The sequence below is a fragment of the Marinobacter vulgaris genome (assembly GCF_003344045.1).
In the GTDB taxonomy this organism is placed as follows: Bacteria; Pseudomonadota; Gammaproteobacteria; order Pseudomonadales; family Oleiphilaceae; genus Marinobacter; species Marinobacter vulgaris.
Map to the genome: position 1 here is coordinate 229,956 of NZ_QFWX01000001.1, position 20,907 is coordinate 250,862.

A 20,907-nucleotide genomic window follows, 5' to 3' on the forward strand; every position below is an offset into this window, starting at 1 on the left:
GGCGGAGCTCGAGCCGAACAGGGATCTCTCGAGGCGTGTTTGGGGAATACTCTCCCCCTTACTGCCCGGAATCAGAACCAGACCCCGAAGGCCACCCAAACAAAACTAGCTCCTAAGGAAGTTCCGAAGAAGCTCATGCCCCTGCTCAGTCATAATAGACTCTGGATGAAACTGTACGCCTTCGATGGGCAACGTCTTGTGACGAACGCCCATGATTTCTTCCACCGAGCCATCCTCATTGCGAGTCCACGCAGTCACTTCCAGGCACTCCGGCAGGGTGTCCTTGTCGATCACCAGGCTGTGGTAGCGGGTCGCCTGCAGCGGGTTGCTCAGGCCACGGAACACGCCTTCATCTTTGTGGAACACGGGTGACACCTTGCCGTGCATCACCCGCCCGGCGCGGATCACATCGCCTCCGTAGACCTGGCCGATGGCCTGATGGCCCAGGCACACGCCGAGGATGGGCAGCTTGCCGGCGAAGTGGCGGATGGCGGCCATGGAAATGCCCGCCTCATTGGGGGTGCAGGGTCCCGGGGAGATCACCAGGCGCTCCGGTTTCAGGGCCTCGATCTGCTCGACCGTGATCTCGTCATTGCGGTACACATGGACATCCGCACCCAGTTCGGCCAGGTATTGCACCACGTTGTAGGTGAAGGAATCGTAGTTATCGATCATCAGCAACATGCTCTGTTCCTCCGCCTCAGTGGTTGAAATCGTTGTAGGTCATGGCGACAGCGCGGAAGATCGCGCGGCCCTTGTTCATGGTTTCCTTCCACTCGAGACGTGGTACCGAATCGGCTACCACCCCTGCACCGGCCTGGATATGCAGGGTATTGTCCTTGATCACGGCGGTGCGGATGGCAATGGCGGTATCCATGTTGCCATTGAACGACAGGTAACCCACGGCACCGCCGTAAACGCCCCGCTTCACCGGCTCCAGCTCGTCAATGATTTCCATGGCGCGGATCTTGGGGGCGCCGCTGAGGGTGCCGGCGGGGAGGGTGGCCCGCAGGACATCCAGGCAGCTGGTGTCCTCTTTCAGGCGTCCGGTCACGTTGGAGACTATGTGCATCACGTGGGAGTAGCGCTCCACGATCATCTTGTCGGTCAGTTTCACGGTGCCGGTTTCCGACACCCGGCCGGCGTCGTTGCGGCCCAGGTCGATCAACATCAGGTGCTCGGCAATTTCCTTGGGGTCGGCCAGCAGTTCGGCTTCCAGGGCTCTGTCCTCTGCATCGGTGGCGCCGCGTTTGCGGGTGCCGGCGATGGGGCGAACGGTAACTTCCTCGTCTTCCACCCGCGCCAGGATTTCCGGTGATGAGCCGACGATGTGGAAGTCGTCCAGGTCCAGGAAATACATGTAGGGGGAAGGGTTCAGCACCCGCAGTGAGCGGTACAGGTTCAGGGGCGGTGCTTCAAAGGGAATCGACATACGCTGGGAGATGACGGTCTGCATCACATCGCCGTCCAGCACGTATTCCTTGATCTTGCCCACCGCCGCTTCGAACTTTTCCTGGTTGAAGCCGGAAATGAAGTCGCTCTCGTCTACAGTGTTGCCACGCAGATGCGCCGGAGTGCGGGGAGCATCAGCGGTCTGCCGGTGCAGGCGCGATTCCAGATCATCGATGCGCTGCAGGGCCTGCTCATAGGCGCCTTCCTGGCTGGGGTCGGCATGGACGATCAGATGCAGTTTGCCGCGCAGGTTATCAAACACCACCACTTCATCGGATACCATCAGCAGGATATCGGGTGTTCCGATCCTGTCCGGAGGGCAGGTCCTGCGCAGGCGCTTTTCGATATAGCGAACAGTGTCATAGCCGAAGTAGCCCACCAGGCCGCCGTTGAAGCGCGGCAGTTCGTCCAGGTCCGGCGCCTTGAAGCGGGCCTGGTAGTCTTCCACGAAGTTTAGCGGGTCGTCTGCCGTTGTCTCCTCGACTACCTTGCCGTCACGGGTGATGGTGATGTCGTGACCGAAGACCTTGAGCACTTCCCGGCTCGGCAGGCCGATGATGGAGTAGCGGCCCCACTTCTCGCCACCCTGCACGGACTCGAACAGGTAGGAGTAGGGACCACTGCCCAGCTTCAGATAGGTGCTGAGCGGCGTGTCCAGGTCGGCAAGGACTTCGCGGTAGACGGGGATACGATTAAAGCCGGCCTGGGCGAGCTCGGCGAATTGCTCGGGTGTCATGGTAACGATTCCTGAAATCTGATCGGTATGGTGGTCTTGCGGGCGACATTCAGCCAGTACGCCATCGCCACCATCGTGTTACGCGGGTTGTGAGAATGCCTCGCGCTGTCATCAGACTCAGTCCCTGCACGGCAGGAATCTCCCGAATTGAAGGTTTCAAATCAATGTCCTGTGAGATTACAAAAGCTGCGCGAGGGAATCAACAACTGCATCCGCCCCCAGTGAATCTACCGGCGCCCCGTAATTGTAGCCGTAACGCACCGCTACCGAGGGTATGCCTGCTGCCAGGGCGGCGCTGATGTCGGTGACCGAGTCACCCACCATCACCGTGGTACCGCGGGTACCGCCCAGTTCGGTCATGGCGTGGATCAGCGGCTGCGGGTCCGGCTTGCGTACCGGAAGGGTATCCCCGCCAATGCTGAGGTCGAACCAGTGCTCGATGCCCATCTGCTCCAGTAAGGGCGCCACAAACTGTTCGGGCTTGTTGGTGACAATGCCCATGCGGCACCCGTAGTCCGCCAGCCGGGCCAGGCACTCTTCCACGCCATCGTAAAGTACGGAGTGCTGGCCGTTTAGGTTTTCATAGGCGTGGTAGAAGATGGCCAGGGCATCGTTGAACAGCGCATCGTCCTTCTCGCTGGCCGGCTCCCAGTCTGCGCGCCCCGCCAGGGAACGTCGCACCAGCACGCCGGCGCCATTGCCGACCCACTGCCGGACATTGTCGATGCCGGCCTTGCGGCGCCCCAGATGTTCCAGCATGGAATCAATGGCGGCGGCCAGGTCGGGCGCGCTGTCCACCAGGGTGCCGTCCAGATCGAACAGGGCAACCCCCGGCCAGCGCTGGCTGAAAAGACCCGCCAGGCTCATTGGTTCAGGCTCTGTCTGGCCAGTTCCAGTTCCGCCCGCATCCCGTCGATGGTGGTTTTGTAATCGTCGGTATTGAAGATGGCAGAGCCGGCCACAAAGGTGTCGGCACCTGCTTCGGCAATTTCACGGATGTTGTCGGTCTTGACGCCACCGTCGATTTCCAGGCGGATGTTGCGGCCGCTGGCATCAATGCGCCTGCGGGCCTCGCGCAGCTTGTCGAGGGTGCCGGGAATGAACTTCTGGCCGCCAAAGCCCGGGTTTACCGACATCAGCAGGATCATGTCCAGCCTGTCCATGACATGGTCGATATAGTGCAGCGGTGTGGCCGGGTTGAACACCAGGCCGGCCTTGCAACCGCCTTCGCGGATCAGCTGCAGGGAGCGGTCGATGTGATTCGATGCTTCCGGGTGGAAGGTGATGTAGCTGGCACCGGCATCGATAAACATGCGGATCAGGTCGTCCACCGGGGACACCATCAGGTGGACATCGATGGGGGCGGTAACGCCGTGCTTGCGCAGGGCCTCGCAGACCATGGGGCCGATGGTCAGATTGGGTACATAATGGTTGTCCATGACATCGAAATGGACAATGTCGGCACCGGCAGCCAGTACGTTATCGACTTCCTCGCCCAGTCGGGCAAAATCGGCTGACAGGATGGACGGGGCAATCTGGTAAGGGTTCATGACGGCTCTCTTGAACGGTTTGATAATAGAAGCGATGACGGCACGTGGATCGGTTGCTAGTCTACCAGCTTGATGGTGATTTTTCGCACGGAATGAGTGACGGCCTGTGAGCAAATGGTTTGAAAGACCGGTTATCCGATTATTGATCATTCTTGCCAGTGGTACTGCGGTTGGTGCGTCTTCTGCACTGGCTCAGGAGAATGCGGACTCCCGGGGCGAAGGCGCGGAAGCACCGGCCGGCGAACGCAAACGGGTGATGATCTCGACGGGGCTGGATTCACAGGCGATCGCCAGAAAGTGGCCGGATGACGCCGTATGGCTGGAACCGGCGGAGGAGGAGCGTGTACTGGCGCTGTTTGAGCCGGAAGCGGACGCACCCGCAAAGGGTGCCCTGGTGATTCTTGCCGATGAGGGTCAGTCCGCTGCCTCCGGCCTGGCGGGTGCCTTGCGCCAGCCGATGGCGCGAGCCGGCTGGGCAGTCATGACCCTGGGGCTGGAGCCGCCGCCCTACGCCCTGCAGAGGGCCCATCGGCAGCCACGGAGATCCGCCCCTGACGAATCCAAGGAGGGCGCCGATGACACCGGGTCGGTGATGATCGATGTAATGGACAGTGTTGATGTGGAAGAGCTGGAGGACCAGTACCAGACCCGGATCCAGAAAGCTCTGGCAGCGGCCGCAGGAAACCTTGCGGGCCGGGGCTATCAAAGGGTGGCCGTCGCTGGCATCGGCGTGGCGGCGGGCCATGTGGCGCGGATGGCAAACTCTGAAAGTGTCGGGAGTGGTGAGGTATCCGCGCTGATCTGGATTGCGCCGGTGTTTGACCGCGACAGTTCGGCTGCGCTGACGGAATGGCTCTCGGGGGCAGGGCAAATCCGTGTGCTGGAGCTTCACAGCTCCCGTGCACCAGACCTCATGGAGGGTTCGGGGCTCAGGTCGCCTAAGAGGCGTGAGGCCGCATTGCGGCGTGAGGGCGTTGCCAGCTATACCCGGCAGCCGGTGGCGATGGCAGAGCAGCCGCAGCCCCGAAATGCAGCGGCACTGGCTAACCGGCTTTCAGCCTGGCTGGCATCAGACCGTTAGCTCAGCCTCCAGGCACACCTCCGGCAGCCGCTACGCCGGGTTCAAACCGACAGGCGCTTGCTGATCAGCTCCCAGGCCTGCTGGTATCTCTGCAGCCGGTCCTTGGCTCTGGCCAGTTCCGCGGGGCTGAGATCCTGCTGCGCCAGCTTGTCCGGGTGGCATTCGGATACTTTTTTGCGGTAGGCCCGTTTGATGATATCCCGCGAGTCCCTGCGGGTAACCCCCAGAAGCTGGCAGGCCTGCTCAAAGGTGGAAGGGCGCGGCTGGGCTTCCGGCTCGGTGATCCAGACCTTGCAAGCGTAGCTCTCGAGTATGTCGTCACTGACCCGGATTGGCAGCCCCATCTGGTCAATGGCGTCCTCGCAGCGATAGCGTCTGGGTTTCTCCGGTCGTCCCTGCAGTTGGGCCGCGTGGCATAAGCAGATGGCGACGCGCAGTGCCGGCGAAGGCCAGATGCGGCGGGTCAGCCTGAGGCCAAGGGCTTTCATGGCGGGAATGTGCTCAGCAGCCTTGCCTTTGCGAAAATGGCCAATAGCCTTTCGGCGCTGGCGTTGAGACAGTTTCAGGGCTTTCATCAGCGCTTCGGCAAACCCGACGTCCTTTTCCGTCACCCGGCCCTGGGATTTGGCGATATAGCCCAGAAAAAAGAACAGGCTGCGGCGGCACCAGCCTGGCAGCCGTGTTCTGACCATTAGCTCATTGGCCTGGTGACCACAGGCGGACAACTCGCCGAGAAGTTCGCTGAACTCGGCTTCCATGCGCGCCGGGAGGCTGTTGGTCCTGGAGTCAGACGTCATCGCTTAGCTCTCGCTTCCCTTGAGTTTCCGGTCCAGTTCCCGCAGTCGTTCCGGGGTGCCGATATCCATCCATTGCCCGGTATGGTGAAGGCCCCTGACACGGTTCCGCGCCATGGCTTCGCGCAGTAGCGGGGCAAGCTTCATGGTGCCTGGTGCCAGCCCGTCAAAAAGGCGGCGGTGGAGCAGGCTGATGCCGGTGAAGGTGAGCATCTCCGGCCCGTCCATGGCTACCCTGCCGGTCGGGCCAAGGTAGAAATCGCCGGCTGGGTTGTGTGGCGGGTTATCGGTCATGACCAGCAGAGCGTCGGCACCGTCGGGCGGGGTCAGTTGCGCCAGATCCAGGTCACACCAGATATCACCGTTGATCACGGCAAACCACTCATCCCCGCCGCTGGTCAGCATGGGCAGGGCCTGGATAATGCCGCCAGCGGTTTCCAGCGGTTGGTGTTCCCTTGAGTACTCGATGGACACCCCGAAGGTGCCGCCATTGCCCAGCTCTTCTTCAATCTGCATACCCAGCCAGGCATGGTTGATCACCATTTGTCGGAAGCCGGCTGCCTTCAGCCGCTCCAGGTGATGCACGATCAGCGGCTTGTCACCGGCGGGCAGCAGCGGTTTCGGGGTGGTCAGGGTCAGCGGCCGCATGCGTTCGCCTTTGCCGGCCGCGAGGATCATGGCTTTCACTGGCCGTGTGTCTCCACCGGGCCGATCTGCCGCTCGATGGCGGGGACTACATCATCGGTCAGCCATTCGTGGAAGTGGCGCAGGGCTGCCTGTCTGCTACTGGCCTCCACCAGATACCCGACGGTGCGGGGAATATCTTTCAGAAATCCGGTTTTGCCGTCGCGGATTGCCAGCCTGGCAAAGATGCCTGCTGCCTTCAGGTGGCGCTGCATGCCCATGAGCTCCAGCCACTGGCGGAAAGTTGCCTGATCTGCTTTGTGCAGGCCGGCATCCGCGCTGAGCAAACGGAACTGCTCGGTCCACTGGCTGATACGCTCTTCCGGCCAGCGGATGTAACAGTCTTTCACCAGGGACACCAGGTCATAGGTCACCGGGCCGCGCACGGCATCCTGGAAATCGATCACGCCGGGCCTGTCAGTCCCTGGCCGAATCAGCAGGTTGCGGGAATGATAGTCCCGGTGTACCGCCACTTCCGGCTGGGCCAGCGCGCTCTCGCGCAAAAATGCGAAGGTGGTCTCCAGTAGTGCGCGTTCACCGTTACCCAATGTCAGGCCCAGCTTGCGGGTCAGCAGCCAGTCGGGAAACAGGGCCATCTCACGGTCCAGCAGCTCAAGATCATAGGTCGGCAACGGATAATCCGGGGAGTCGCTGGCGCGCTGGATGCGGACAAGTTCATCCATGGCGGCGCTGTAGAGCTCGTCGGCGTTGCCGGCACTGAGCGCGCCGAGCATCAGTTGGTCACCGAAGTCTTCCAGCAGCAGGAAGCCCCGGGTGAGATCTTCGTAAACCAGGTCTGGCACGGCAATGTCCAGGGTGCGCCAGTGATGGGCGATGGCGACAAAGGGCTGGCAGTCTTCGTGTTCAGGCGGTGCGTCCATCACGATGTAGTTTTGTGATCCGGTGCCGTGGGGATCGCCGCTGACCCGGAAATAACGCCTGAAACTCGCATCCCCGGATACTGGCAGGGGGGTTGCCTGGTCAAAGCCGGGGAGGTCTCTGACCCACTGGGTGAGCATTTTCAGGCGGGTATCCATGAATTGGCTGGTTTCCTGGCTCAGAAGTTATTAGTGGCCAAACCTTTTTCGGTTCATGCCGGAAAGTTAGCAGATCAGTATAGAGAGTAAAACGGTTTGGCAGCAACGAATTGGCCAGACGCGACACCAGTTTCCGTTAACAAGGCAAAGGGCGGCGTGTAAACTAGGCCGTTCTCAAATTGCCTCCGACAAAGGCAAACCCATTCAGGAGAGGAAACTTCTCATCGTGCCAGCCCCATCAAGGAAGCTGCGAACACCGCCGCACCGGTTGCGAGCCTGTTCAGGGTGTCTGGCCGCGCTGGTCGCGGGCAGTTCTGTATGGGCGGTGGCGCCGGCTGTGCTGGCCCAGGCGGTTCCTTCAGCGGCAGAGATCGACTGGCGCCCGAAAGCGGAGCTGCCCGAGGAGGTTCGCCGCTCCTTGCCGGACTTTTGCGAGGGTGGTTACCTGCCTTCTGGGGTGCCGACGGGGATGGTTGGAGAGGCAGCGTCTGATGGCGGCCAGGCCCCCCTGCAGGCCAGCGGTCTCAATGCCCGCTACGAAATTGACAATGAGCTCTATCTCCGCGGGGATGTGCGTCTGCAGCAGGGGGGCTTCAGGGTGACCGGTTCCGAGGCGCGGTATGACCAGGCTGCGGGCTCGGTTGCCATTGAAGGACCGCTGACCAGCCGCGGCGAGGGATTTCTGCTGACCGGTGACCGCGCGGATTACGACGTCGATAGTGGTCTGGTGGATATCAATACCGCAACCTTCCTGCTGCATGGCCCGGAAATGCGCGGCTCTGCCGTGCAGCTGTCCCGCACCGCTGAAGACCAGGTGCAGATACGCCAGGGATCACTGACCACCTGTGCGCCCCAGAGTAACGACTGGTCGATCGTGGCGTCAGAGATTCACCTGGACCAGGGTGAGGGCGTCGGTACAGCCAAGCATGTGCGGCTGCAGATCCGTGATATCCCGGTGTTCTACTGGCCCTATGCCAGCTTTCCCATCGACGATCGCCGCAAGAGTGGTTTTCTCTACCCCTCCTTTGGCACGTCTAACACGGGCAGCGGTGCCTTCTTCTCCGTACCTTACTACCTGAACCTGGCACCCCATTACGATGCCACGCTGACGCCGCAGTATATTCACGGGCGCGGCCTGTTTACCGAGGCCGAGGGGCGTTATCTGAGCAGCCTGGGGGAGTCAGTACTGCAGGTCGGCTACGCTGCCGACGATGCCGAGTTTGCGCGGGAATTTCCCGGGGAAGACGGTGAACGCTGGGGTCTGGATTTCAGTACCCAGGCTGCTTTCGGTGGTGGCTGGACCGGCTACGGTGACTATTCGGCAGTCAGTGATGACGAGTATCTCAGCGACCTGAACCGCACCCTCGAGATCAACCGCACGACCCATTTGCAGCGACGGGGTGGAGTGCGTTACCGGGACTCTTCACAGTACTTCGAGACTTATCTGAGCGGCTACCAGACCATCAGTGATTTCATCGCTGATGAAAATGTTCCCTACTCGCAGTTGCCGGAAGTGGTATACGGCGCAGCAGTCGATGCCGGGCCTGCGGAACTTTCACTGGAAAGCCAGTACACCTATTTTTACCGCGATAATGCTGACCTGACCGGTCTCGATCGCGCCAACGGCCAGCGGGTCAGGGCGATACCGGAGGTGGCACTTCCGATGCGGGCGCTCTGGGGCTACGTGCGGCCATCGGTCGGCGTGGATTACACCCGCTACGAGCTGGAAGATTATAACCTGCGGGACCCCGGGTTTGACCGCACGGTGCCGGTGGCCGAGTGGGATTCGGGACTGTACTTCGATCGACAGTCCAGCCTGTTTGATATCCCCTACAATCAGACCCTTGAGCCCCGCCTCTATTACGCCTGGGCGGATGCGGAGGCAGACCAGGGGTTCATACCGGATTTTGATACCACTATCCGTTCATTCAGTTTTGACGAGCTGTTCCAGCGCAACCGCTTCAGCGGTGGTGACCGGGTTGGCGACACCAACCAGCTCACAGTGGCACTGACCAGCCGCTTCAATGACCTCCTGACAGGCGCCGAGCGGGCCAGATTCAGCATAGGACAGGTGCATTACTATGACGATCGGGACGTGACTCTGGCCGGGCAGGGCGCTTCTGACACCAGCGATTCACCGCTGGCGGGCGAGATGATTCTGCGGCCGGTGGATGGGATGGAAATCCGCACATCCGGGTTGTGGGAGCCGGACACCCACAAAACCGAGGAAGGCCGCAGCCAGCTGGTCTTTCACTCCAGTGATTATCGTTATCTGGCCAGCGTAGGCCACACCTATCGTCGAAACGAATTCGAACAGTCGGATATCGGGGGCGTTTTTCCTGTCACAGACCGTGTTAGTCTGATCGGCCGCTGGGTTTACGATTCGCAGCTTGATCGTACGGTCGGCTCACTGGCCGGGCTGGAATACAATAATTGCTGCTGGAGTGTCCAGCTGGTGCACCAGAACTACTTCACGGATGACCAGGAACTTGAAAGCCGCATGCTGTTCCAGATTCAGCTCAAGGGGCTGGGTGGCAGTGGCGGTTCTTCCGACGAAATATCCGAAGCCATCTACGGCTTTGATGAAAGGGAACGTCGCCGGTTCGGCGGTCGCTGATTACTGAGAAGTGCGGGTATCCTGTGCCCGGAGACAGGCGGTATTTATCCATACAGAGGTGACTATGAAGGCGAACCTTCGCCATTGCGCACGAATACTACTGGTACTGATGGTTGTGGCCTTGTCTGCAACCGTACAGGCCGAACGCAAACTGCTTGATCAGGTTGTTGCGGTTGTCAATGACGACGTTATTCTGCAGTCCGAGCTGGACGCCCGCATCAATACTATCGTGGGGCGCCTGAGGGCTCAGGGAACGGGCCTGCCGCCACAGGATGTTCTTGAAGAACGGGTGCTGGAGCAGCTGATTACCGAATCAATACAGCTCCAAATGGCCGAGAGGGCCGGCATGCGCATCAGCGATAACGAGCTCAATGAGACCATGGCGTCCATTGCCCAGCGCAACAACATGACGCTGGACCAGTTTGAACAGCAGCTGAGTCAGGAAGGGGTTACCTACCGCGAAGCCCGTGAACAGATCCGCAATGAAATGATCACCAGCAGGGTCCAGCAGCGCCAGGTTGGCAACCGCGTGCGGGTAACCGACCGTGAGGTGGAAAACTATCTGGAAGCCACCGCCGGCGATGGGCGCAGCAATGCCGAGTACGAACTCGCTCATATCCTCGTGCAAGTGGAAGACTTCAACGATGACGAAGAAGTGCGCGAGGCCCGCAACAAGATAGAAAGATTGCGCGAAGAAATCGCCGGCGGGCGGGATTTTCGTGAAGTTGCGGTGGCTGAATCCGATGCCAGCAATGCCCTTGAGGGTGGCGACATGGGGTGGCGTGCAGAGAACAGGCTGCCGTCCCTGATTGCCGACGTGGTACCCGATCTGGAAACCGGGACGGTTTCACCGGTTCTTCAAAACAGCAGTGGTTTCCACTTGGTGATGGTCATGGACCGCCGTGGTGGTGAAGAGGCTCAGGTCATTGAGCAGTCCAAAGTCCGCCATATCCTGGTGCGTACTTCCGAAACCGTGTCGGAAAGTCAGGCCGAAGAGGCTATCCGCGAACTCTATGAGCAACTCCAGAACGGCGCGGATTTTGATGCTCTGGCGCGGGAGTATTCGGACGATCCGGTGTCCGGATCCGACGGTGGCAACCTTGGCTGGGTCAGCCCGGGACAGATGGTGCCGGAGTTCGAGCAGGCGATGATGGAGGCCGATGTTGGCGAGCTTAAAGGACCCTTCAGGTCACAGTTTGGCTGGCACATTCTGCAGGTGCAGGATCGTCGACAGCAGGATATCAGCGGTGATGTTCGCGAATCCGAGGCACGGCAGGCGATCTATCGCCGCAAATTCGATACCGAGCTGCAGAACTGGCTGCGGGAAATCCGCGATGAGGCCTTTATCGAGTTCAAGAATGACGATTCCGGAGATGCCAGCGAATCATGAGACAGCAGGTCACCCTTGCACTGACCGCGGGCGAGCCGGCGGGTATCGGCCCGGAGCTCTGCCTGCAGCTGGCGCGGGACCAGCGCCAGCACGGTATTGTAGCGGTAGCCTGCAAACACCTGCTGCAGGCCCGGGCAGATTTGCTCGGACTGGCTGTGGAACTGGAGGACTGGCAGCCCGGAACCCCGGCAGCCACAGCACCGGGCCGGCTGTCTGTTCTGCATGTCGAGGGGCTGGCGTCCACCGTAGCCGGTAGGCTTGATCCGGCCAACAGTGCCTATGTTGTGGAAACACTGCGAATAGCCGCCCGGGGCTGCCTGAACGGAATGTTTGACGGCATGGTGACGGCTTCGGTGCACAAAGGCGTGATCAACGACGCCGGTATCAACTTCAGTGGCCATACCGAATTCCTGCAGGAACTCTGCGGTGTCGAACGTGTTGTGATGATGCTGGCCACCGAGGAGCTCCGGGTTGCGCTGGTCACCACCCATCTACCTCTGAAAGACGTCGCTGCCGCCATCACACCGGAACGCCTGAGCCAGGTCACCCGTATTCTTGACGCCGACATGCGCAAGTTTTTCGGCCTTGAACGCCCCAGAATCCTGGTCGCGGGCCTCAATCCCCACGCCGGTGAAGGCGGCCATCTGGGGAGGGAAGAAATCGATATCATCGAGCCTGCCCTGAATAAGCTCCGCTGTGAGGGAATTGCGCTGACCGGGCCATTGCCGGCTGACACCCTGTTTACGCCGCACTGGCTGGACAACGCCGATGCGGTGCTGGCCATGTACCATGACCAGGGCCTGCCGGTCCTCAAGTTCCAGGGCTTCGGCCGGGCCGTCAACATAACCCTTGGCCTGCCCATTGTCCGCACTTCCGTCGACCACGGCACCGCTCTCGACCTGGCCGGTACCGGAAAAGCCGATGGCGGCAGCCTGAAAACCGCGATCAGGGTGGGCGCACAAATGGCAACCTCCGCAAAAAGAGAAACCTTCGAGTGAGCAACAAACACGGCCATCAGGCCAGAAAACGCTTCGGTCAGAACTTTCTCCATGACCCCGGTGTGATCGAGCGAATCATCCGCGCTATCAACCCCAAACCGGACGATGCCCTGGTGGAAATCGGCCCCGGTCTCGGCGCGCTCACGGAAGAAATGCTCGGCGTAAATCCCAACCTGCAGGTGGTCGAACTGGACCGGGACCTGATTCCGGTGCTCAGAACCAAGTTCTTCAATTACCCCAACCTGCGAATCCACCAGGCGGACGCGCTCAAGTTCGATTTTGGCGAACTGGTGGACGAAAAGCCCCTGAGAATCATCGGCAACCTGCCGTACAATATTTCCACGCCCCTGATTTTCCATCTGCTGGGCCATTCGGGTGTGGTTCAGGATATGCACTTCATGCTGCAGAAAGAGGTGGTGCAGCGGCTGGCCGCGGTTCCCGGCGACAACAATTACGGCCGGCTCGGCATCATGGCCCAGTACTTCTGCCGCGTGCAGCCTCTGTTTGAAGTGTCGCCGGGGGCCTTCCGCCCGGCGCCGAAAGTGGACTCCGCTATTGTCCGCCTGGTTCCCCACAAGGTATTACCGCATCCGGCAAAGGACTACAAACTGCTGCAGGCCGTCGTACGTACCGCCTTCAGTGCCCGCCGCAAAACCCTGCGCAAGGCTCTGGCCGGCCTGGTAACGGTGGAGCAGCTCAACAGCATCGGTATCAATGATGGCCTGCGCCCGGAAAACCTGGGCCTGGCAGAGTACGTAGCAATTGCCGACCTGCTGGCGGACAGCAAGCCCGAAAGCCACCGTGGCGACGAGGTAAGCCATGACTGATTATGCCATCGGAGATATCCAGGGCTGTTACGAACGGCTCATGGACGTGCTTGCCAAAGTTGATTTCTCACCGTCCCGGGACCGGCTATGGGTAGCCGGTGATATCATCAATCGGGGCCCTTCGTCTCTTGATGCCCTGCGATATGTCGAAAGCCTGGGTAGTTCTGCCGTGGTTGTACTCGGCAATCATGACCTGCACCTGTTGGCGGTCGCCCTTGGCGGCCATGCTCTCAAAAACAAGGATACCCTGTCCGATATCCTTGAGGCACCGGACCACCCGCGCCTGCTTGACTGGCTCAGGCAACAGAACCTGTTTGTTCACGATGCCAACCGCAACCTGGTGATGGTCCATGCCGGGCTGCCCCATATCTGGACGGTCGATCAGGCACTTGGTTATGGCCGCGAGGTGGAAGCCGTTATCCGCGGACCCGAGGCGGAGGTCTATTTCACCCATATGTATGGCAACCGGCCTGAACGCTGGCATCCCGACCTTGCCGGCATGGACCGCTGGCGTGCCATCACCAACTATTTCACCCGCATGCGCTTTATCGCCGAGGACGGCACCCTTGAGCTGGCTGCCAAGGACTCCGCTGCTGCGGCACCGGACGGATATGCGCCCTGGTTCCAGTTTCCGCGGACGGACGATGTGCGCGTGGTGTTTGGCCATTGGGCAGCCCTGGAAGGCAGGACGGACAGTGACCGTTTTATCGGGCTGGATACCGGATGCGTCTGGGGTGGCACACTCACGTTGATGAACCTGGATAGTGGTGAAAAGATCCATTGTGACTGTTAAAAACGTAGAACCGCTACGGCCCGTATTGATCTGCGGCGCCCTGTTTGCCCTGCTGGCGGTAATGGCTGGCGCCTTTGGTGCGCACGGTCTGCGGGGTGTGCTGGGTGATCGTGGCCTTGAAGTTTTTCAGACTGCCGTCACATATCAGGTATATCACTCACTGGCACTGATTCTGGTTGCGATACTCCCGCTGACAGGATTGTCCCGGAACCTGCTCGGCATTGCGGCCGGATTTTTTGTCGCCGGAATCCTGCTGTTCAGCGGCAGCCTGTATCTCCTGGTGCTCACTGATATTCGCTGGGTCGGACCGGTGACGCCGGTTGGCGGCATCGGCTTTATGATGGGCTGGATACTGGTGGCCATCTCCGGGTTCAGGCGATAGCAACAGACGTTATTCAGGTACAACTATGCAGGTTCAGGTAAATGGTAACCCCATGGAGCTTTCCGACGAGGCTACCGTGGCAGCGCTGATTGAGCAATTGTCACTGACCGGCAAGCGTCTGGCGGTGGAAGTGAACGAAGATATTGTTCCGCGAAGCCAGCACACCGAGTTCACCCTTAGCGACGGCGACAGGGTAGAGGTCGTTCACGCCATTGGCGGCGGCTGAGGCTGGCTGTTTATTTATCCCCGATTTCAATGACAGGTTCAGGTGTTCAGCATGAGTGAGAGTTCCCAAATACAGCTTCCCGAAGACAAGCCACTGGAAATTGCCGGCAGGGTCTATCAGTCCCGTCTGCTGGTTGGCACCGGCAAGTATCATGACATGATGGAAACCGGCCACGCCATTGAAGCCAGCGGCGCCGAAATCGTTACCTTTGCCGTTCGTCGCACGAACCTTGGCCAGAACCCGGATGAGCCCAGCCTGCTGGATGTAGTCTCTCCCGACCGCTACACCATGCTGCCAAATACCGCCGGGTGTTACACCGCGAAGGACGCTGTGCGCACCTGCAAGCTGGCCCGGGAGCTGTTGGATGGCCACGACCTGGTCAAACTGGAAGTGCTGGGTGAGGAAAAGACGCTGTACCCGAACATGACCGAAACCCTGGTGGCTGCGGAAGAGCTGATTCGGGACGGCTTCAAGGTCATGGTGTATTGCTCTGACGATCCTTTGCTGGCCAAGCGCCTGGAAGAAATGGGATGTATCGCCATAATGCCCCTGGGCGCGCCCATTGGCTCCGGCCTGGGCATCCAGAACCGTTACAACATCCGCCTGATCGCGGAAAACGCTAATGTGCCGGTACTGGTGGATGCCGGTGTGGGAACAGCATCTGATGCGACCCTGGCAATGGAACTGGGTTGTGACGGCGTACTGATGAACACGGCTATCGCCCTGGCTCAGGACCCCATCCGCATGGCCAAGGCCATGCGCCTGGCGATTGAATCCGGCCGTGATGCCTATCTGGCTGGCCGTATGCCGAAGAAGCTTTACGCCAGTGCGTCATCTCCGATTGATGGCACCTTCTTCTGATCTGGGTCACAATCACAAGACTCGACACGGAGACAGGCGGGCAGGTCCAGTCGGGACCGTAAAAAACAGGGATGTTTTTTACGAGCCTACAGGGACGTATTCACGGCGTGTCCCGACTGGACCTGCCCGCCTGTCTCTGTACTCCCAGATCCGTATTCCCCAAAAAGTTAAACAGAGTGCTGCAGTCCTGTTATGACAGAACAAAAACCAAGTCGTCGAGAAGCGATTCTCCATGCCCTTGTTGAACTCCTGGAGAAAGATCCGGGGGCCCGCATTACTACCGCCGGCCTTGCGAAATCCGTGGGAGTTACCGAGGCGGCCCTGTACCGGCATTTCCCCAGCAAGCGAAAGATGTTCGAGGCCCTGATCGAGTTTGCCGAAGAGGCGGTATTTTCCCGTTGCCAGGTAATCCTGCAGGAACAGGAAGATGTAACAGTTCGCCTACAGCAACTGGTCCATCTGGTGCTGGTGTTTGCCGAGCGTAACCCGGGCCTTTGCACGATTTTGACCGGCGACGCCCTGATGGGTGAAAACGACGCCCTCCGCAGGCGCGCTTCGCAGTTTTTCGAACGCCTGGAAACCCAGGTGCGTCAGGCACTCAAGGAAGGCGAGATTCGCCAGGGTTTGCGCCCACGGACCAGTTCGGCCCGCGGTGCGGACTTTGTGCTGGTGTTTATCGAGGGCAGGGTGCAGAGGTTTATCCGGTCTTCGTTTTCCCGTCTGCCCTCCAGTGATTTCGAAGAAGCCTGGGCGCTGGTGTCCGAGGCAGTCTGGAGTCACTCATTGCAAGCCGACAAACCAATCTGAACAGTGGCACAAGTGTGAATCACTCGTATCCGGATGCCCTGCGCAGAATCTTCCGCACCGGTTCCCAGACCGCCGGTGCCGATATCAGTATATCCCTCCCCCACAGGTCCGCCGGATAACCGTCCGGTACCTCACTGAAATGCCCGGCCGTCGCACCCGCTTCCAGGGCGATCAGCCTCGCAGCGGCAAAATCCCAGGGGCTGACGTTTTCGTAGTAGATGTCCAGTCTGCCACAGGCCACCCAGCAGATATCCAGTGCGGCGGAACCGATACGGCGCAGGTCGCGGCACTGGTGAATCATGGCGTCCAGGCGGCGGAGCAGCGGTTCCAGGCTGTCCTTGGTGTAGGGGAAGCCGGTAGCGAAGAGGGAGTCCCGGGGCACGGTGGCAGCGCTGTGTTCTATGGGGTTGCCGTTAAGGGTGGCGCCACTGCCGCGAACGGCGCGGAAGGTTTCTCCAGAAAAAGGCGCATGCACGATGCCTACCTGAACTTTTCCTTGCTCCGCATAGGCAATGGAAACCGCCACCTGGGGATGACCATAGGCGTAGTTCACGGTGCCGTCGATGGGGTCGATAATCCAAAGCGGGGTATCCAGTTCTTCTGCCTGGCTCAGGTCGGGCATGGTTTCTTCAGAGAGGATACGGTGGTCCGGGAAACGCTCACGGATGGCGCCGGTGATCATCTCGTCTGCTATGACATCGGCATGGGTAACCAGTTCTGTCTGCTGCTTGTAGTCCGTGCGCAGGGTATTTTCGTCACGTTCCCGCCGCACCAGTTCGCCGGCCTCAAGGGCCAGCTCTGCGGCAAAATCAGCAATGGTTGCAATAGCTTTCGGCTCAGACAAAATGGCGCCCTCCGATCAGAAAATGAGAGCGCCAGTCTAACACGATCCGGTTACAGGCCAGTGAGCCACTGCTCCAGTCTGTCCATGGCTTTTACCAGACGCGGGCAGGCCTGGTTGACGAAGTCGTCCTCCAGTTCCTGGTTGGCGTAGTCGTCGCCCGCCAGTTTCAGGGCCTCGGCACCATCGAAGTCGACAAACGCCAGGCGAGCCGCCAGGTGGTCCGGAACGAATCCGAAATCACTGGCCGGCAGAATGGCGACACCGGTATCTTCAAGCAGGGACTGGCACAGGGCCTGGCTGGTTTTTATGTCCCGGCGTGCAAGAGCCTCGCGAAAACCGGAGAAATCAGGAAACAGATAGAAGGCACCCTCGGGCTTCTGTACCACAGCCCCCATTGCCGTAAGCCTGCGATGGAGATATTCACCCACCACTTTCAACACCCGGCGCGACTGCTTCAGGTATTCGTCCAGGTCAGCGCCACCGGAAAACGCGGCAATGGCGGCATGCTGGATGGGAGCGCTGGTGGCCGTGTAGGTTTCGCTGGCGATGATCGCCATGGCGTTCTGCAGTGGCCGCAGCTCCGGCGGGAAAATAAAGGTGCCCAGGCGCCAGCCACCGGCGCCCGCCCATTTACTCAGCCCGGTGCTGATGATGGTGCCTTCGGGATAGTAGCGGGCAATCGACTTGTGCTTGCCCTCAAAGTGCACTTCGCCGTAGATCTCATCGGATAACAGAATCAGCTTGTATTTTCGCGCCACATTGGCGAGGGCGAGCAGCTGGTCTTCGGTATAGGTGCAACCGGTGGGGTTGGACGGGTAGTTGAGAATCAGTATGCGCGGACGGGACGGGTCGTCACGGCAGATGATGTCCAGTTCTTCCGCGGTCAGTTGCCAGTTGTTCTCGGCATGGGTAGGCAGCCAGTGAACCGAGCGGCCGATGATGCGGGCCTGGGGGGCATAGGAAACCCAGCTCGGGCGCGGAATCAGCAGGTCACCATAATAGGCCAGCTGAAGCATGAACAGCAGTTCCTTGGAACCGGGGCCGATCAATACGTCTTCCCAGGTAAAGCGCATGCGTTCACTGCGATTGATATAGCCGGCGATCGCTTCCCGCAGTGCCTTCAGCCCCTTGACCGGAAGGTAGTCTTTCTCGTGGGCGTGCTGCCGCAGGGCTTCAACGACCCTCTCCGGTACCGGGAATGGCGACTGCCCAAGCCCCAGTTTGACAATGTCACGGCCCTCGGAGCGGAGCTGGTTGCTGAGCTCATTGATACGGAGGGTCGCTGAGGGCTGGATGCCCCGCACGTTGAGGTTGATGGCATAGCGATGGTCTGTCTGGATATCCATGGTTCCGTTCTGTTGTCTGGTTGGGAGGTTTAGCAGGCAGTATAGGAAACCTGGGCGGAATCTGTGCGTGTTGTCAGATAGGTGATTGCCGCAGGGCTGGCGGCAGAATGGTCCGAATCGGAGGTGGCAACGGTCGGGAACTGTTAATCAGCCAGTGTCGGTGTGCCCGACTAGAAATCCGGTCCGAAGCGATGGGGCTCCAGCTCCATCTGAACAATGCGCTGGCCGAGCATGATGATACGACCGTTGTAGCGCTCCTCTCCGGTTGACGTAAAGTCGAAAAGAAACCGGCGCCAAACGCGAACGCGGCCGTTTTCGTCTCGCTTGAACCAGAGGCCACGGAGATACACCGCCTCGTCCAGCAGCATCACATCCATTTTTTTGCAGTAGTTTCGGGCCGCCTGCAGCACAAAGTCCTTGATGGCCTTGGCACGCCACCAATACCAGACGGCAAAGCCGGCGACAAACAGCCAGAACAGGTTTCCAAGAGTCACAGTAACGGCAATCTTCCAGGTTAAGAGACGGAACGGCTTTCAGCCTACCTTATTGCGCCGGCGCGGGGAATCGCTGGCTGGCTTCTTGTGCTTTCGTCTTAACAGCAGGGTTTTTGCAATATACGGCTAGGTTTGCAACCGATATCCCTTATGCTGATGACTTGAACTGGTCAGACCAGATTCAGCGACTGCTGGAAAGGAGCAAGCAGTACATGCAGGCACTACAACAAAAAGATTTCAGGGCGTTGGTAGACAACCATCCCAAGGCAATCATGCTGTCCACAACAGAGCCGAGAATTGCCTACGTTAATAAGATGTTTCGCGCAGTAACCGGGTATCAGGCAGGTGAAGTCCTCGGGAAAGCGCCCTCGTTGCTCAGCTCGGGGTTGCACTCTCGGGAGTTTTATCGGGCGATGTGGGACAGCCTCGACCGTCACGGGCACTGGGAGGGGCTGATCTGGAACCGGCGCAAAAACGGGGAGACCTATCCCCAGTGGTTAACCGTCTATCCGGTAGAGCATGATAATCGGCGGTTCTTTGCTGGCGTTTTCATGGACGTTGGTGACGTTGCGGCTGGCGACGAACGCCTGGCCTCTCTGGCGTATTACGACCCTTTGACCGAACTGCCGAATCGATCGCTCTTCCAGGAATTCCTCAAGGCTCGCGTATCCCGGAACGCAGGGGAAAATCCTCGTTTCGCCGTGCTGTATGTGGACCTTGATTTCTTCAAGTCGGTCAATGACTTGCACGGGCACGATTGCGGTGACCGGGTTTTGCAGCAGGCAGCTCAGGGTATTCAGAATGTGCTCAGGCGGGAGGACCTGGTAGCAAGACTTTCAGGCGACGAGTTTGCCGCCATCATAGAGCTGCAAACAGATACCGATCTTGAGTGCGTTTGCGAGCGCATGACGCGGACCTTCCAGGCTCCGGTGGTGGTCGATCATCGCGAGTTTTTCCTGTCAGCCTCTGTAGGTGCTGCCATTTACCCGGAGCACGGCAAAACTGCTGTGTCACTTCTGCAAAATGCAGACCGTGCCATGTATACCGCCAAGCTGGCGGGGCGGGCCTGCTATCGGATTTATAGTGCTGTGGATACCGAGCAAGGTCGGTACAAGCAGCGTCTTTCCGAAGCTTTGGTGGCATCGTTGAAGACCGCTCCTGAAGAGTTCAGCGTTGTCTATCAGCCCCAGTATCGTCTCGATACCGGTGGAGTGGCTGGGCTGGAGGTACTGATACGCTGGAACCACCCGGAATTTGGCGAGGTTTCGCCCGGTGAGTTTGTTCCCATCGCAGAGCAGCGGGGGCATATCCATGAGCTCAGTGAACATCTTGTGCGATGTATTCTCGCGGATCTGCCGGAGCGCCCTGAAAGTCTGCCCGGGGAGCTTTGCCTGGCGATCAACATATCGGCTCGTCAGATTACTGATAAGCGCCTAGAAAGTCTTCTTGGACCGCTATTTGATCGTATCCGCCGTATAGGCTGGAGGCCTGAGATCGAAATCACCGAAACCCACCTGATGAACCTGTCACCACAGTGCCTCAATCGTCTGCGAATATTGGGTGAGCAGGGTGTGATTATTGCTATCGATGATTTCGGAACGGGCTATTCCTCGCTGGCGTACCTGCACACATTACCCGTGCAGGTTCTCAAGATTGACCAGCAGTTTATTCGGCGCCTTGGAGGTAAGTGCCGGGATTCAAGAATCGTTGCGGCAATCCTGGGTATTGCCGAGGCGCTTGACCTGGAAGTTGTCGCCGAGGGAATAGAGAACGGGGATCAGCACAGCAAGTTATGTGAATTGGGTTGTCACCGCGGGCAGGGATTTTTTCTGGCCAGGCCCCAACCATGGCGTTCGTTAACTGCAGTATTTATTGATGCTGATCAATAAAAGGGCTACCCGTTGGGCGTTGCAGCAGGGTTTTGCAACATTTGGCTAGGTGGCGTGCCTGGATTGCCCTAAAAGAAAAGCATGATTCTCTTTCCCCCG

21 protein-coding genes are annotated in these 20,907 nt (G+C 59.4%); 11 read left to right on the top strand and 10 right to left on the bottom strand.

All coding sequences use genetic code 11. From position 1 onward, the window contains the following. Positions 1 to 105: 105 nt before the first annotated feature. The 4 genes from DIT71_RS01070 to rpe form a co-directional block, all read right to left on the bottom strand. A complete protein-coding gene (locus DIT71_RS01070) occupies positions 106 to 684 on the bottom strand; it encodes an aminodeoxychorismate/anthranilate synthase component II (protein ID WP_114611353.1) in 579 nt (192 codons plus the stop codon). A gap of 16 nt (positions 685 to 700) precedes the next feature. After that, positions 701 to 2,188 carry an anthranilate synthase component I gene (trpE, locus tag DIT71_RS01075; protein WP_114611354.1) on the bottom strand — a complete coding sequence of 496 codons (1,488 nt, stop codon included), beginning with the start codon at positions 2,186 to 2,188 and terminating at the stop codon, positions 701 to 703. A 177-nt stretch (positions 2,189 to 2,365) separates the two neighbouring features. Further along, on the bottom strand, positions 2,366 to 3,055 hold the full coding sequence (locus DIT71_RS01080; protein ID WP_114611355.1) for a phosphoglycolate phosphatase: 690 nt from the start codon (positions 3,053 to 3,055) through the stop codon (positions 2,366 to 2,368). Then, positions 3,052 to 3,738, bottom strand: a complete 687-nt coding sequence (rpe, locus tag DIT71_RS01085; protein WP_114611356.1) for a ribulose-phosphate 3-epimerase — start codon at positions 3,736 to 3,738, stop codon at positions 3,052 to 3,054. The genes DIT71_RS01080 and rpe overlap by 4 nt, the downstream gene beginning before the upstream one ends. A 106-nt stretch (positions 3,739 to 3,844) precedes the next feature. Between rpe and DIT71_RS01090 the strand changes: the two genes are divergently transcribed. After that, complete coding sequence (locus DIT71_RS01090) at positions 3,845 to 4,819, top strand: DUF3530 family protein (RefSeq protein ID WP_114611357.1); 975 nt, start codon at positions 3,845 to 3,847, stop codon at positions 4,817 to 4,819. A gap of 41 nt (positions 4,820 to 4,860) precedes the next feature. Here the strand turns inward: DIT71_RS01090 and DIT71_RS01095 are convergent, their stop codons facing one another. The 3 genes from DIT71_RS01095 to DIT71_RS01105 are packed head-to-tail and all read right to left on the bottom strand — an operon-like array spanning position 4,861 to position 7,334. Beyond that, positions 4,861 to 5,616 carry a DnaJ domain-containing protein gene (locus DIT71_RS01095; protein ID WP_114611358.1) on the bottom strand — a complete coding sequence of 252 codons (756 nt, stop codon included), beginning with the start codon at positions 5,614 to 5,616 and terminating at the stop codon, positions 4,861 to 4,863. A 3-nt stretch (positions 5,617 to 5,619) separates the two neighbouring features. After that, positions 5,620 to 6,300, bottom strand: coding sequence for an N-acetylmuramate alpha-1-phosphate uridylyltransferase MurU (gene murU / locus DIT71_RS01100; protein ID WP_114611359.1), 681 nt, complete (start codon positions 6,298 to 6,300; stop codon positions 5,620 to 5,622). Continuing rightward, positions 6,297 to 7,334 (bottom strand): aminoglycoside phosphotransferase family protein, encoded by a 1,038-nt coding sequence (locus tag DIT71_RS01105; RefSeq protein ID WP_114611360.1) that lies wholly within the window; start codon positions 7,332 to 7,334, stop codon positions 6,297 to 6,299. The genes murU and DIT71_RS01105 overlap by 4 nt, the downstream gene beginning before the upstream one ends. A 325-nt stretch (positions 7,335 to 7,659) precedes the next feature. On the opposite strand from DIT71_RS01105, the gene DIT71_RS01110 reads away from it, so the two are divergent. The 9 genes from DIT71_RS01110 to slmA all read left to right on the top strand — a co-directional run bounded on the left by DIT71_RS01110 (position 7,660) and on the right by slmA (position 16,235). Further along, positions 7,660 to 9,951 carry an LPS-assembly protein LptD gene (locus tag DIT71_RS01110; protein ID WP_406565092.1) on the top strand — a complete coding sequence of 764 codons (2,292 nt, stop codon included), beginning with the start codon at positions 7,660 to 7,662 and terminating at the stop codon, positions 9,949 to 9,951. 64 nt (positions 9,952 to 10,015) lie between these two features. Then, positions 10,016 to 11,341, top strand: a complete 1,326-nt coding sequence (locus DIT71_RS01115; RefSeq protein ID WP_114611361.1) for a peptidylprolyl isomerase — start codon at positions 10,016 to 10,018, stop codon at positions 11,339 to 11,341. Then, on the top strand, positions 11,338 to 12,339 hold the full coding sequence (gene pdxA / locus DIT71_RS01120; RefSeq protein ID WP_114611362.1) for a 4-hydroxythreonine-4-phosphate dehydrogenase PdxA: 1,002 nt from the start codon (positions 11,338 to 11,340) through the stop codon (positions 12,337 to 12,339). Before DIT71_RS01115 ends, pdxA begins: the two co-directional genes overlap by 4 nt. Continuing rightward, positions 12,336 to 13,166: a 16S rRNA (adenine(1518)-N(6)/adenine(1519)-N(6))-dimethyltransferase RsmA gene (gene rsmA, locus DIT71_RS01125; RefSeq protein ID WP_114611363.1), complete on the top strand. Its 831-nt coding sequence runs from the start codon at positions 12,336 to 12,338 to the stop codon at positions 13,164 to 13,166. The genes pdxA and rsmA overlap by 4 nt, the downstream gene beginning before the upstream one ends. Next, entirely contained in the window at positions 13,159 to 13,959 is an 801-nt protein-coding gene (locus DIT71_RS01130; RefSeq protein WP_114611364.1) for a symmetrical bis(5'-nucleosyl)-tetraphosphatase, read from the top strand. The genes rsmA and DIT71_RS01130 overlap by 8 nt, the downstream gene beginning before the upstream one ends. A gap of 61 nt (positions 13,960 to 14,020) precedes the next feature. Then, entirely contained in the window at positions 14,021 to 14,341 is a 321-nt protein-coding gene (locus DIT71_RS01135) for a DUF423 domain-containing protein (protein WP_199490940.1), read from the top strand. A 25-nt stretch (positions 14,342 to 14,366) separates the two neighbouring features. Beyond that, positions 14,367 to 14,567 (top strand): sulfur carrier protein ThiS, encoded by a 201-nt coding sequence (gene thiS, locus DIT71_RS01140; RefSeq protein WP_114611365.1) that lies wholly within the window; start codon positions 14,367 to 14,369, stop codon positions 14,565 to 14,567. A gap of 51 nt (positions 14,568 to 14,618) precedes the next feature. Beyond that, positions 14,619 to 15,428 (top strand): thiazole synthase, encoded by an 810-nt coding sequence (locus DIT71_RS01145; protein WP_114611366.1) that lies wholly within the window; start codon positions 14,619 to 14,621, stop codon positions 15,426 to 15,428. A 192-nt stretch (positions 15,429 to 15,620) separates the two neighbouring features. Beyond that, positions 15,621 to 16,235 (top strand): nucleoid occlusion factor SlmA, encoded by a 615-nt coding sequence (slmA, locus tag DIT71_RS01150; RefSeq protein ID WP_114611367.1) that lies wholly within the window; start codon positions 15,621 to 15,623, stop codon positions 16,233 to 16,235. Between the two features lie 19 nt (positions 16,236 to 16,254). On the opposite strand, the gene DIT71_RS01155 is transcribed toward slmA, so the two are convergent. The 3 genes from DIT71_RS01155 to DIT71_RS01165 all read right to left on the bottom strand — a co-directional run bounded on the left by DIT71_RS01155 (position 16,255) and on the right by DIT71_RS01165 (position 18,919). Next, on the bottom strand, positions 16,255 to 17,079 hold the full coding sequence (locus DIT71_RS01155) for an inositol monophosphatase family protein (protein ID WP_114611368.1): 825 nt from the start codon (positions 17,077 to 17,079) through the stop codon (positions 16,255 to 16,257). 50 nt (positions 17,080 to 17,129) lie between these two features. Then, entirely contained in the window at positions 17,130 to 18,425 is a 1,296-nt protein-coding gene (locus tag DIT71_RS01160) for a pyridoxal phosphate-dependent aminotransferase (protein ID WP_114611369.1), read from the bottom strand. Positions 18,426 to 18,595: 170 nt separating this feature from the next. Beyond that, a complete protein-coding gene (locus DIT71_RS01165; RefSeq protein WP_114611370.1) occupies positions 18,596 to 18,919 on the bottom strand; it encodes a DUF3301 domain-containing protein in 324 nt (107 codons plus the stop codon). A gap of 212 nt (positions 18,920 to 19,131) precedes the next feature. Here DIT71_RS01165 and DIT71_RS01170 point away from each other — a divergent pair, with 212 nt between their 5' ends. Next, a complete protein-coding gene (locus tag DIT71_RS01170) occupies positions 19,132 to 20,808 on the top strand; it encodes a putative bifunctional diguanylate cyclase/phosphodiesterase (RefSeq protein ID WP_114611371.1) in 1,677 nt (558 codons plus the stop codon). Positions 20,809 to 20,907: the final 99 nt, after the last annotated feature.